The sequence below is a fragment of the Citrobacter sp. FP75 genome (assembly GCF_018342065.1).
GTDB lineage: Bacteria > Pseudomonadota > Gammaproteobacteria > Enterobacterales > Enterobacteriaceae > Citrobacter.
The window spans coordinates 302,478-316,311 of sequence record NZ_JAFDOE010000005.1; the positions used below are offsets into that span (position 1 = coordinate 302,478).

Annotated in this window: 9 protein-coding genes and 1 pseudogene; 9 read left to right on the forward strand and 1 reads right to left on the reverse strand. The window is 52.8% G+C overall.

Annotated features, from left to right (window positions below):
* The first annotated feature begins 18 nt into the window (after positions 1–18).
* From JQ822_RS18220 to symE, 5 genes and pseudogenes are all read left to right on the forward strand, one after another.
* A pseudogene (locus JQ822_RS18220) lies at positions 19–1,186 on the forward strand (restriction endonuclease).
* A 256-nt stretch (positions 1,187–1,442) separates the two neighbouring features.
* Positions 1,443–4,964, forward strand: coding sequence for a type I restriction-modification system endonuclease (gene hsdR / locus JQ822_RS18225; protein WP_213134640.1), 3,522 nt, complete (start codon positions 1,443–1,445; stop codon positions 4,962–4,964).
* 66 nt (positions 4,965–5,030) lie between these two features.
* Entirely contained in the window at positions 5,031–6,650 is a 1,620-nt protein-coding gene (locus tag JQ822_RS18230) for a class I SAM-dependent DNA methyltransferase (protein WP_213134641.1), read from the forward strand.
* On the forward strand, positions 6,647–8,014 hold the full coding sequence (locus JQ822_RS18235; RefSeq protein ID WP_213134642.1) for a restriction endonuclease subunit S: 1,368 nt from the start codon (positions 6,647–6,649) through the stop codon (positions 8,012–8,014). Before JQ822_RS18230 ends, JQ822_RS18235 begins: the two co-directional genes overlap by 4 nt.
* A 226-nt stretch (positions 8,015–8,240) precedes the next feature.
* Positions 8,241–8,585 (forward strand): endoribonuclease SymE, encoded by a 345-nt coding sequence (gene symE, locus JQ822_RS18240; protein ID WP_213134643.1) that lies wholly within the window; start codon positions 8,241–8,243, stop codon positions 8,583–8,585.
* A 48-nt stretch (positions 8,586–8,633) separates the two neighbouring features.
* Here the strand turns inward: symE and JQ822_RS18245 are convergent, their stop codons facing one another.
* A complete protein-coding gene (locus tag JQ822_RS18245; protein ID WP_213134644.1) occupies positions 8,634–8,798 on the reverse strand; it encodes a DUF1127 domain-containing protein in 165 nt (54 codons plus the stop codon).
* A gap of 177 nt (positions 8,799–8,975) precedes the next feature.
* On the opposite strand from JQ822_RS18245, the gene JQ822_RS18250 reads away from it, so the two are divergent.
* The 4 genes from JQ822_RS18250 (at position 8,976) to mdtM (ending at position 13,814) form a co-directional block, all read left to right on the forward strand.
* The gene (locus tag JQ822_RS18250) at positions 8,976–10,388 is read left to right on the forward strand and encodes an aminotransferase-like domain-containing protein (protein WP_213134645.1); all 1,413 of its coding nucleotides are present in this window, start codon (positions 8,976–8,978) and stop codon (positions 10,386–10,388) included.
* A gap of 348 nt (positions 10,389–10,736) precedes the next feature.
* On the forward strand, positions 10,737–11,552 hold the full coding sequence (locus JQ822_RS18255; protein ID WP_213134646.1) for an AraC family transcriptional regulator: 816 nt from the start codon (positions 10,737–10,739) through the stop codon (positions 11,550–11,552).
* A 48-nt stretch (positions 11,553–11,600) separates the two neighbouring features.
* Positions 11,601–12,254, forward strand: coding sequence for a LysE family translocator (locus JQ822_RS18260; protein ID WP_213134647.1), 654 nt, complete (start codon positions 11,601–11,603; stop codon positions 12,252–12,254).
* A 318-nt stretch (positions 12,255–12,572) separates the two neighbouring features.
* Positions 12,573–13,814 (forward strand): multidrug efflux MFS transporter MdtM, encoded by a 1,242-nt coding sequence (gene mdtM / locus JQ822_RS18265; protein WP_213134648.1) that lies wholly within the window; start codon positions 12,573–12,575, stop codon positions 13,812–13,814.
* Positions 13,815–13,834 lie beyond the last annotated feature (20 nt).

The following is a 13,834-nucleotide window of genomic DNA, read 5'->3' on the forward strand; positions in this document are numbered from 1 at the left end:
ACTCGTTAAGGGACCAACGTGAAAAATTACAAAGTGATTACCCCGCTTTTTCCGACCTACGCCCAGGTAAAAGCGATGATGAAAGCCGTTTCAGGCTATTCCCTGAATAGCCGTGCGCGATATGATTACTGCCATTCACGAGCAAACAGGAACACCGCAACAACCCGTTGACTGGTCCGAACCGGATCTATGGATCAGCGAGCGCTTGTCAGGTGAAGATGCCGAAATCGCCCGCCGTATCTGGGATACCGATAACCATATTCTGAACCCACGCCACAGCTACGGCTGCTATTTATTCCTTAACTATCCTCAGTTTGACCTGATGAAAAGCACGCCAGATGATGCCTGGCAACCCACTCCTCGTGGGCAACAATTTCTGCATGATGACGAAAAGACATTGCGCTCATTAGACGATCAGGAAGGCATCCTGCAGCTTCTGGAGCTACTGGCAGGCCGGGAAATGTCGCGTCGCGCGGATTTACTTCCCGAATGGCAGGCCTTTTTGCACCAGCACTCCAAATTCGCCTCTGCCAGTTCAGTAAAAAGCACACTCTACTCTCGCCTGTATAACCTGATCGACCGTGAGATGGTGAACCGCGAAGGCATGAGCTATCGCATCACCGATGCCGGACGCGTCTGGCTTGGAAAAGCGCTACCGGCACGAAAAAGCGATCCGCGTAAAGAGCTTTTGGAAGCCGTGAAGCGCTACAACGAGCAGCAAAAAGAGCTGCTGCGCGAACAAATCAGCACCATGAATCCGTACAAGTTTGAGCATCTTGTTGGGCAATTGCTGGAAGCCATGGGCTACGAACAGGTTGAAGTGACCAAAGCCTCCGGCGATAAAGGCGTGGACGTGATTGGTCAGGTACAGGTGGGCATTACCACCATCACCGAAGTGGTGCAGGTAAAACGGATGCAGAACACCATCACGCGTCCGTATATCGACCAGCTACGCGGCGCACTGCCTTACCACAAAGCCATTCGCGGCACGCTGATCACTACTGGCAAATTTGCCGCCAAATGCGCGGAAGCAGCGCTGTTTCCGGAGGCCGCCCCTATCACGCTGATTGACGGCGATCGCCTGCTGGAAATGTTGATTGAAAACAACGTCGGCATTCGACGCAGCAACGCGGTGGAATTGCTGGATGTGGATTTACAGCTATTTGATGAGCTGGAGATTGAGTAATAAGCATGAAAGGTCGCGGCCAGTAAGGTCGCGTCCTCTTCTTCTCCGCACTCATACAGCAGCATAATCTACAAATTACTCATCAATCCCATTCTTTAGCCTTTTTAAAGTGTTACGCACAACATCCTGCCCTTATAACGCTTGATAAAAAAACGTGCAGCGTTATGATTTTGGAAGACGTCTCGCAAAACGAACCTTTTCACCCTTTGCATTTTCAGCAATACGCTGCGGGTGATCGCTGCAAGGAGCTCAATCTTTGACAACCGCCAGCCCAACTCAGCCAACAAACTTTGATTTCCTGGCAGAATACGATCCGCTATTGGTTCAAATCACCGCCACCGCAGAACGGCTATTCTCCAGCGATCCCAATACCACACTAATGAAGCTACGCCAGTTTGGTGAAGCGCTGGCGCAAAATATTGCTGCCCGGTTGAATATTAGCCGGGAAGATAATCCAAACCAGCAAGAGTTGCTCTACAGGTTGGACAGGGAATTACAGTTTGATCCTGCCATCCGTCAGTTATTTCATACGCTGAGAATTGAAGGTAATAAAGCGACACATCAGTTCCAGACCCGTCACCGTGAAGCGATGGATGCGCTGAAAGTCGCCCGTGCCCTGGCAATCTGGTTCCATCAGACATTTGATGATGCAGGTAGTCAGTTTAATCCCGGCCCTTTTGTTCCGCCGCATGACCCGAGTGAACAGCTCAATAAATCTCAATCTGCCATCGAACAACTCAAACAAACCTTATTGGCAGCGAACCAAAAGCTGGAATCCAGCGAGCAGCTTCAGACGTTACTTAAACAGCAAAAAGAAGAATATGAACAACTGGCTCATGCGATGGATATTGAGGCCAGAGAACAGCAGCAATTGCTGGAAATAAGCCAGCAGGATCTGCAAACGCTCCAGCAAAATTATGAAGCGAAGCTCACCGCCTTGCAGGCGCAGCTTGCTCAACAAACACAGCAAGCCATTATGGCCCAGCGTAAAGAGTTTGGCCGCAAGTCCAGCTATGCCCGCAAGCACATCATTACCGAAGAGCTGACGCGGATCCTGATTGACCAGCAGCTCAATGAATGGGGTTGGCTGGCGGATACTCAGGAAATCACCTGGAAAAAAGGCTCCCGCCCTGAAAAAGGGGTCAACAAAGCCATTGCGGAATGGCCGACCTTTGCCGATGACGAACATGGCAGAGCAGATTACGTTCTTTTCTGCGGGCTCACCCCCGTCGCAACCGTTGAAGCAAAAAGAAAAAACGAAAATGTTGCTGGGAAAATCCCTCAGGCCGAGCGCTACAGCAAAGGTTTTCAGTTTGACGCATCCATGATCCCCGCCTGGTCTGAAGAAGGACGCGTCAAAGGCTGGGAAGATGGCGTGAATAGCGTTTATCAAATTCCTTTCGTGTTCTCCTGCAACGGTCGGCCTTATATCAAACAGTCCGCCGAACATTCCGGCACGTGGTTCCGCGATGTTCGCTCGCCTGACAATACCCGCTACCCGCTGGAAAGCTTTATTACGCCAGAAGGTCTGATGGACCGCCTGCATCGTAGCCGGGCGGAAGCAGAAGCCAAATTACATCAGGAGCCGTTTAGCTATCTTGGCTTGCGTGATTACCAGGTCAACGCGGTTAAGGCCGTCGAGTCCGCTTTGGAACAAGGCTCGCGTGAAGCGTTGCTGGCCATGGCGACCGGGACGGGCAAAACACGTACCATTATTGGCTTAATTTACCGCTTCCTGAAGGCCGAACGCTTTAAACGGATCCTCTTTCTCGTCGACCGCTCTGCGCTCGGTGAACAGGCGCAGGATGCTTTTAAAGAGGCTTCACTGGAACAGAACCAGACGCTTTCACAAATCTATAATGTCGCCGAACTGGGCGATATGGCGGCAGAAGCAGAAACCCGCGTACAGGTTGCCACAGTTCAATCCATGGTCAGCCGCATCTATCGTTCTGGCACGCCGCCTTCGGTAGATACTTACGACTGTATCATCATCGACGAAGCGCACCGTGGTTACACGCTGGATCAGGAGATGACCGAGGGCGAACTCTCTATCCGCGATAACGCCCAATATCTCTCCAGCTATCGTCGGGTGCTCGACTATTTTGACGCCGTAAAAATCGGTCTGACTGCCACCCCGGCCAAACACACCAGTGAGATTTTTGGTCACCCTGTATATGTTTACTCCTACCGGGAAGCGGTGGCGGAAGACTGGCTGATTGACCACGAACCCCCGGTTCGCTATGAAACCCAGCTCAGCAAATACGGCATTCACTTTGAGGCTGGCGACACCGTCAGTGCTGTGGATGCAGAAACAGGGGAAGTCGATACCAGCGAGCTGGAAGACGAGCTGAATTTCGACGTCGACGCCTTCAACCGTAAAGTCATCACCGAAGATTTCAACCGGGTAATCTGCGAAGAGCTGGCGAAAGAGATAGACCCTTCCGGCGATGAAAAAACACTGATTTTCTGCGCCACGGACGCCCACGCCGATATGGTTAAGCGCCTTCTCGATGAGGCCATGGGTGCGGTTAACCCCGACTTTAATCAGGCCGCGATTGAGAAGATCACCGGCAAGAGCGATCAGGTCAGCAAGCTTATCAAGCGTTTCAAAAACGAACGCTACCCCAGCATTGGGATCACCGTGGATCTGTTAACCACCGGTATTGACGTTCCGGCAATTACCCATCTGGTTTTCCTGCGTCGGGTGAAATCACGCATTCTGTACGAGCAGATGATTGGCCGCGCCACCCGTCGCTGCGACGATATCGGTAAAACCGTCTTCTGGATCCACGATCCTGTGGATATCTATGCGACGCTTCAGGATGTGAACACCATGAAACCGCTGGTGAAAAACGCAGGCGTCAGCATCGAGCAACTGGTGGAAGAGCTGTCGAATGACGATGTACTGGAAACGGCGCTGAACAATCCGGGCGATAGACCAACGGAAACGCAGGCGGATAGCTTGCTCAATCAGCTCAGCCAGAAAATTATGCGCGTCCTGCGTAAAGCGGAGAAAAAGGCCGAAAAACGCCCAGAAATCCGCCAAAAACTTAATGAACTGGAAGAACTCTGGGGCATGGAGCCAAAGCAATTGCACCAGCATCTGCATAAACTTGGCCCGCAACAAGCTTCGGCGTTTCTCAAGCAGCATCGCAATCTGATTCGTCAATTAAGCGATGTTGGTACCCTGCTGGGTAGCGAATACCGCCCGGTGATTTCAGACCATGATGATGAACTCATCAGCAAAGAGCAGACCTACGGGCGCTACCAGAAACCCGCCGACTACCTGCAAAGCTTTAATGAGTTTATCTCCACGCAAATCAACCAGTCCGCAGCGCTGTCGGTGGTGATTAACCGTCCACGCGACCTGACGCGTGAGCAGTTAAAAGAGATCCGTCTTTTGCTGGATGAAGCGGGCTACAGCGAGGCTAGCCTGCGCTCGGCGGTACGCACCCAGAGCAGCCAGGATATCGCCGCCACCATCATTGGACATATCCGCCAGGCCGCGCTCGGTGAACCGCTTATTCCGTTCGAGGAACGCGTTAAGCTGGCGCTGGACAAAATCTATGCCCAGCACAGCTGGAATAACGTGCAGAAACGCTGGCTCGAGCGGCTGGCAAAACAACTGGTGCATGAAGTGGTGCTGGATAAAAACTTCGTTAACCACCTGTTCTCCGCCGACGGCGGGACGAAGAAGCTCAACAGCCTGCTGGACAACCAACTGGACACCATTCTCGATCAGATGAGCGATGCATTGTGGGCACCCAAATCCGCCTGATCGTGATACCCTTCCCCATAATTTTTTTACAGACAGGCCGGGTAACCGGCCTTAACCGGAATAGTTATGAGTAACAACGAAATCGTTCAGAAACTCTGGAATCTTTGTGACGTCCTGCGTGACGATGGTATCAACTACAGCGATTACGTCACCGAGCTGGTGTTACTGCTGTTTATCAAGATGGTGCACGAGAACACCGAAGCGGAAACGCTGGATAAACACATCCTGCCAGAAGGGTGCCGCTGGAGCGATTTAAACAGCAAATCCGGTCTTAACCTGCTGAACGACTACAAACAAATTCTGCTGAAGCTCTCTACCGGTAAAGACGCCGAAGGCAAACTGGTCCACGCCGACCCGCTGATCACCGCGATTTATGCCGATGCGCAAACGCGCCTGCGCGAGCCGCGCCACCTGGAGCAGCTGATCCGCTCGCTGGATCAGATCGACTGGTTCAGCGCGCAGAAAGACGGTCTGGGTGATCTGTATGAAGGGTTGCTGGAAAAGAACGCCGGTGAAACCAAGTCCGGTGCCGGACAGTATTTTACCCCGCGTGCGCTGATCAACAGCATGGTACGCTGCATCAAACCGCAGCCGGGCGAAGTGATTCAGGATCCTGCCGCCGGTACTGCGGGCTTTTTGATTGCCGCCGATCAGTACATCAAGGCCAATACCGACGACCTGTACGATCTGTCGGACAAAGAGCGCGTGTTCCAGAAGAATAAAGCCTTTATCGGCGTTGAGCTGGTGCCATCTACCCGTCGTCTGGCGCTGATGAACTGCCTGCTGCACGGGATGGAAGGCGATGAAAAAGGCGTGGTACATCAGGGCAACGCGCTGGGCATGGCCGGGCAGTCGCTGGCGAAAGCCGATATCATTTTAGCCAACCCTCCGTTTGGTACCTCCAAGGGTGGAGAAGCCAGTATTACCCGCGATGACCTTACCTACAGCACCAGCAATAAACAGCTGGCCTTTTTGCAGCATATTTACCGCAACCTGAAGCCGGGCGGTCGTGCTGCCGTTGTGCTGCCTGATAACGTGCTATTTGAAGCTGGGGTCGGTGCCGACGTACGTCGCGACCTGATGAACAAATGCAACCTGCATACCCTCCTGCGTTTACCAACCGGGATTTTCTACGCGCAGGGCGTGAAAACCAACGTGCTGTTTTTCACCAAAGGTACCGACGCCGATAAATACCAGGAAGAGAACTGCACCGAAAACGTCTGGGTTTATGACCTGCGCACCAATATGCCGAGCTTCGGTAAGCGCACACCTTTTACCGAGCTACATCTCAAACCGTTTGAGGATGTGTTTGGCGACAATCCGCGCGGCAACAGCCCACGCACTGAAGGCGAGTGGAGCTTTAACGCCCGCGAGATTGACGTGGCCGACAGCGAAGAGAACCAGGACACCGAGCAGCACCTGACCACCAGCCGCTGGCGCTGCTTCAGCCGCGAGTGGATCCGCACCGCCAAATCCGATTCGCTGGATATCTCCTGGCTGAAGGATAAGGACAGCATCGACGCCGACAGCCTGCCGGAGCCGGACGTGCTGGCGGCAGAGGCAATGGGCGAGCTGGTGCAGGCGCTGGGCGAGCTGGATGCGCTGATGCGCGAGCTGGGCGCGGGGGATGAGGCGGATGCGCAGCGTCAGTTGCTGGAAGAAGCGTTTGGTGAGGTGAAGGCATGAGTGCGGGGAAATTGCCGGAGGGGTGGGTACAAAGCGAACTGGATAATATACTTCTTACTATTATTGGCGGAGGTACTCCAAGCAAAGCAGTCCCTGAGTATTATCAAGGTGATATTCCGTGGATGAGTGTCAAGGATATGAATAAACATACCCTTACAGATACTGTCGACCATATTACCAATGATGCGGTAGAAAATAGCAGTACAAATATAATTCCTGCTGGGACACCGATTATTGCAACTCGTATGAGCTTGGGGAAAATTGTTACAGCATCTTTTGATTCAGCAATTAACCAGGACTTAAAAGCATTATTCCTATCTAGCGGAGTTGATCGTAATTTCTTTATTCACTGGTACCGTTCGCAGGCGCGGCTAATCGAAAGTTTAGGGACCGGGACAACGGTAAAGGGAATACGTCTGGAGGTTTTGAAGGCTCTTTCAATTAATCTCCCCCCATTTTTCGAACAAAAAATCATCGCCGAAAAGCTCGATACACTGCTGGCGCAGGTGGGCAACACCAAAGCACGTCTTGAGCAAATCCCGCAAATCCTGAAACGTTTTCGTCAGGCGGTGTTGGCGGCGGCAGTGAGTGGAAAACTGACAAATGCCTCTAGAAACAGCCATAGTCTTATTGACTGGTACAGTACAAATCTCGGGGCCTTGATCGTCGATTCCTGTAATGGGCTGGCTAAAAGACAAGGATTAAATGGTAATGAAATTACTATTTTGAGATTGGCCGATTTTAAAGATGCTCAACGTATAATTGGCAATGAAAGGAAAATAAAGTTAGATGCTAAGGAAGAAAATAAATATTCCTTAGCCGATAATGATATTTTGGTTATAAGAGTGAATGGAAGTGCGGACTTAGCTGGTCGATTTATTGAATATAAGTCAAATGGTGATATTGAAGGATTCTGCGATCATTTTATACGTTTACGCTTAGATTCGAATAAAATCATGTCTAGATTTTTAACTTATATTGCAAATGAAGGCGAGGGTAGATTTTATCTGCGCAATAGTTTATCAACAAGTGCAGGACAAAATACTATTAACCAGACATCAATCAAAGGACTTAGTTTTTTACTTCCCCCATTAGAAGAACAACACGAAATCGTCCGCCGCGTCGAACAACTCTTCGCCTACGCCGATACCATCGAAAAGCAGGTCAACAACGCCCTGACCCGCGTCAACAGCCTCACCCAGTCGATTCTGGCGAAGGCATTCCGCGGCGAGCTTACCGCCCAGTGGCGTGCTGAAAACCCGGAACTGATCAGCGGTGAAAACAGCGCCGCCGCGCTGCTGGAAAAAATTAAGGCTGAACGCGCCGCCAGCGGCGGTAAAAAAGCCTCGCGTAAAAAAGCATAATTCTGATAAAAGCGCACCGGAAGCGTGCGCTTTTATATATTCACGCCCTTTTATAACCCGCAAAAATATATCTTACTTATTCCAAATCGCTCTTATTACATTCTGTTTTTAGCTGGACTTTTCTTTTATTTACTGATGATATGCACAGGTATTTATCGCAAGACGCCCGTGCTGCAACACGAGCGCCTCGCTAATCACAATCACTATTGGAATAGGAATAGAGACCATGACTACCCCGCATTCTATTGCAGAATTCACAGATCCAGAAGTCTCCCCGGCAAATAATCGTCTGGGTACCGTCAGCTATGCGAGTCGTTATCCGGATTACACGCATGTTCCGGCAATTATTATGAAAGGCCAGTGGCTGGAAGCCGCCGGTTTTACCACCGGAACCCCATTCGATGTCAGAGTAATGCCAGGCTGCATTGTACTGACGGCAAAACTGCCGGAGCCGGAAGAACCGGCGTTATTGCAGTCGCTGCGTCGGGTGTGCAAGCTGTCCGCGCGTAAGCAACAGCAGGTACAGGAGTTTATCGACGTGATTTCAGCGAAGACACGCAGGCAGAAATAACCCCTGTTCCCCCTTCAGTCTGTGAAGGGGGATATCAACACCGCACCATCACTCCACCTGATCGCGTCGCAACCCAACGTCCCGCAGTCGCTCGTCACTCATTTGCTGCAATATACGCCGCGTTTGCGCCCGCAGGTGCCAGCGTTTAATCGCCTGCCAGATCTGCACCAAACCAATAAACGGCTGTTTTGCGTGGTTCTCGTGAAATTCCATACCCCACCTCCTCACCTTGTCAGAGGCTTTATCTTCGCGGATTTACCGCTAAACAATACAGACTCAAAAAGTACTTTTATTTAACATACAGATTGGTTAAAACAGTATCTGCACACTGTTTTTTCCACCGTTCTGTATTGGTTTATCCATCTGTATGGCAACAACGAGGGATACAGCATGACGCGTTACCAACATCTGGCCACACTACTGGCCGAACGCATTGAGCAGGGGCTGTATCGCCATGGTGAGAAACTGCCGTCGGTGCGCAGCCTGAGCCAGGAGCACGGGGTGAGTATCAGTACCGTACAGCAGGCGTATCAGATGCTGGAACAGCGGCAGCTGATCACCCCGCAGCCGCGTTCCGGTTACTTTGTCGCGCCGCAAAAAGCGCAGCCGCCCGTACCGCTGATGTCGCGACCGGTCCAGCGTCCGGTGGAGATAACCCAGTGGGATCAGGTGCTGGACATGCTGGCAGGTCATGCAGACAAATCGATAATTCCTTTCAGCAGCGGCGTCCCCGATATCAATCAACCCAGCCTGAAACCGCTCTGGCGCGAATTAAGCCGCGTAGTGCAGCACAATTTAGGCGCGGTGCTGGGCTACGACGAACTGGCCGGATGCCGCGAACTGCGTAATCAGATTGCCCGTCTGATGCTGGACGGCGGATCGGTAGTGGCTGCGGATGATATCGTGATCACCAGCGGCAGCCAGAGCGGAATGTCGCTGGCACTGCTGACGGTCTGCCAGCCAGGAGATATCGTCGCCGTAGAATCCCCCGCCTATTACGGTACGATGCAGCTCCTGCGCGGCTTAGGGATTAAGGTTATTGAGATCCCAACCGATCCGGATACCGGCATTAGTATTGAAGCGCTGGAACTGGCGCTGGATCAGTGGCCCATTAAAGGCGTGATCCTGGTCCCCAACTGTAATAATCCCCTCGGATTTATTATGCCAGATGCACGCAAGCGGGCGGTCCTCGCCCTCGCTCAGCGCCACGATATTGTTATTTTTGAAGACGATGTGTATGGCGAGCTGGCAACAGAATATCCGCGTCCGCGCACCATCCACTCCTGGGATATCGACGGTCGGGTGCTGTTGTGCAGTTCGTTTACCAAATCCGTAGCGCCGGGCCTGCGCGTGGGTTGGGTTGTTCCGGGCCGCTACCATGACAAACTTCTGCATAAAAAATATGCCGTTATCGGCACCAACGTTCCCGCTACGCAGCTGGCGGCGGCAACCTTTGTGCGCGAAGGCCACTATCATCGCCATGTCCGACGCATGCGCCAGATTTACCAGCGAAATATGGAAATCTACACCTGCTGGGTGCGCGAATACTTCCCCTGTGGGATCTGCGTCACCCGACCAAAAGGCGGCTTTATGCTGTGGGTCGAACTGCCACTACAGGTCGATATGGTCTGCGTGGCCAAACAGCTCTGTCGGCTGAAAATACAGGTCGCACCGGGTTCACTGTTCTCCGCATCCGGAAAGTATCGCAACTGCGTGCGCATCAACTGCGCGCTGCCACCCAACGAGAAGCATCGGGAAGTGATGCAAAAACTCGGGGAAGCGGTGAAGGTAGCGATGGAGTAAATCAGGACCGCCCGGTGCTACCGAGCTGGCGACTGAATGTTCCGCTCATATCTAATGGCTTAAATTATGCATATCCTCAGCGGATAGCCGGGTAATCTTTTGCACCGTGCTGATATCGATGCCGTCGGTCAGCATGGTGCGGGCAGAGAAACAATTTGCTCAACCAGCCACATCCTCACCTGCAACTTTCTCTCTTTGCGAGACGTTTTCAGAGATAAAAACGTCTCTTTGCAACGTCTGCATTTGTCTGGAACGCATCACGCAGAATCACTATTTCAATACGCATTCCCGCTTTTTCATCACGCTGCCTGTGCTATAACAAACCATCACTTTCAAGGAGGACGCGATGTGACGCACACCCGGGATATTCCACAATCGTTCTGGCGTGATGAACAGCTCCCGTGGCTGGAGCTGCGCAGCACCTGGCAAAGCCAACAGGCATATAAGCGTCATCACCACTCTCAGCTCTCAATCGGGGCAATTCTTGAGGGTGAAACGCGCTGCTTGTGCGATGGCAAGGATTACCACCTGAAAGTGGGCGAACTGATTGTGATCCCACCACTGGCGCCTCACAGCTGCAACCCCGTTAACGGGCGGTTTCGCAGCTACCACATGCTCTATCTTGACGCCCAATGGTGTCTTGCCCATCTGCCTGCATTGAACTGTAATCAGCAGCTTTGCACGCGCGATCCCGTTATCCACGATCCGCAATTATTCCAGCGCTATGTAAACCTTGTGGCGCTTATGCAGCAACGGCAAACGATGCAGATAACTAATGCCGCACAAGCATTGCTGCGCTCGCTGCCATTGCAGTCGGCAACACCAGAAAATCTAAGCGCCACCAGCCAGTATCTGCGTGAACGGTTGCAGACCAACCTGCTGGCCCCGCCCTCGCTGGACGAGCTGGCGCATGAGTGCAGCATGCGTAAAGAAACGCTGATCCGTACCTTTAAGCAGGACACCGGACTCACACCGGCAAGTTATCTGAACATCCTGCGGATTGACTTTGCCCGCAGGCGGCTTCGTGCCGGGGACGAGATTGCCGATGTCGGCTATCAGAGCGGGTTTGCCGACCAGAGCCATTTCCACCGCACCTTTGTCCGCTACACCGCAGCCACACCGCGCCAGTACGCGTTGGGGCGATCAATATCAGACAATAAATAGCGTGATGTCAGGCGTAGGGTGATCGCAGGCTCATTTCCTGAGGTCGCTATGTCGCTGCTTTCATTACTCTTTCCGTCTGCTTTCCCCGCTCTTGTGCTGGCACATTTTGTCGCTCTGCTGAGCCCCGGGCCGGACTTCTTTTTACTGGTCGGTTACGCCGTACGCTACCGGATGCGAGGCAGTGCCGGGCTGTGTGTGGGTATCGCCATCGGCAATGGACTGTATATCCTGCTGGCGATTATTGGTTGGGGGATCCTGCGCCAGCTTCCCCTGCTGTTTACGGTTATTGAGCTGCTGGGCGCGCTCTATCTATTGTGGATTGGCAGCCTGCTGGTACGAAGCCGCCCGCAAACTCTGACCGGAGCAGACGGCCTGTCTACCAGACCTGGGTTTGGCAAACAGCTATTGCTGGGGCTAGGTTCGTCGCTGCTCAACCCAAAAAATGCGCTGTTTTATCTGGCGCTGATGACCGCCCTGCTCGGCCCATCGGTGACGCTGCTGCAACAAGCCGTGAGCGGGATCTGGATGACCAGCGTGGTGCTGTTGTGGGATCTGCTGATTGTGATGTTCATCGGTTTACCGCAGATCCAACAGCGGCTAACCAAAGGGATCCTTTGGATCGAGCGTGTCGCCGGGGGTGTACTGATCGTCTTCGGCAGTGCAATCGCGCTGCGGTTTTTGCAGAGCGTCACTCTCTGTTAAGCGTGGCGATTTTCTGCAAATAAAGCGGATAAATTCGTTTAATTAATATCCAGTCCGCATTACACTGCGAATGACTATTATCCGTTCAACTTATTCTTCCCGAGGTGCGATGTGCTGATTGTTACCTGTAATCGTTACGTTTTCTGACCCGAGTCTGAAAACGTTTCTCCTGTTTGCGCCACGCGCGGGCAGCATTTTGATTACATGAAATTCAGTACATTTGCAGTCTGCTTTTTCTGCCATAGGTCTGACGTCTCAAAGACGGTATTGAATTTCGCTATTCCCGTTGAGGGTTTTCTCCCGACAAGGAGCTGTTTTATGCAACGGATTTTCGCGTTTTTCTCCCAACGCGCCACGACGCTATTTTTCCCCATCGCGCTGATTCTGTACGACTTCGCCGCCTATCTGTCGACGGACTTGATCCAGCCTGGCATCATTAATGTGGTGCGCGATTTCAACGCCGATGTCAGCCTGGCGCCAGCTGCGGTCAGCCTTTATCTGGCAGGCGGCATGGCGCTGCAATGGCTGTTAGGCCCGCTTTCCGACCGGATTGGCCGCCGACCAGTGCTGATCGCGGGGGCGTTAATCTTTACGCTCGCCTGCGCGGCCACGCTGTTCACCACCTCAATGACGCAATTTCTGGTTGCGCGTTTCGTGCAGGGCACCAGCATCTGTTTTATCGCCACTGTGGGTTATGTCACGGTGCAGGAGGCGTTTGGGCAAACGAAGGCCATTAAGCTGATGGCGATAATCACCTCCATTGTGCTGGTTGCGCCGGTTATTGGCCCACTCTCCGGGGCGGCGCTGATGCACTTTGTCCACTGGAAGTTTCTGTTTGCCATTATTGCCGCCATGGGGCTTATCGCCTTTGTTGGCCTGTTGCTGGCAATGCCGGAAACCGTCCAGCGCAGCGCGGTGCCGTTCAGCGCGCGCGGCGTACTGCGTGATTTCCGCGACGTTTTTCGCAACCGGGTGTTCCTGTTTGGCGCAGCCACGCTGTCGCTGAGCTATATCCCGATGATGAGCTGGGTGGCGGTCTCACCGGTGATCCTGATTGATGCGGGCGGCATGACCACATCGCAGTTTGCGTGGGCGCAGGCTCCGGTGTTTGGCGCAGTGATCGTTGCCAATATGGTGGTGGTTCGTTTTGTGAAGGATCCAACCCGACCGCGGTTTATCTGGCGGGCCGCGCCCATTCAGCTAAGCGGACTGGCGGTGCTAATTGCTGGCAATTTACTGTGGCCGCACGTCTGGCTGTGGTCAGTGCTGGGGACCAGCCTGTATGCGTTTGGCATTGGGATGATCTTCCCGACGCTGTTTCGCTTTACGCTGTTTTCCAACAATTTACCGAAGGGCACGGTTTCCGCGTCGCTGAATATGGTGATCCTGACGGTGATGGCAGTGTCGGTCGAAATCGGACGCTGGCTGTGGTTTAACGGCGGCAGGATTTCGTTTCACCTGCTGGCAGTTATGGCGGGTATTGCCGTTGTTTTCACGCTGGCAGGTTTACTGAAGCGTGTACATCAGCACGAGGCAACGGCGCTAGTTACTGAGAGCTAAACCTTTATTGTGAATGCCCC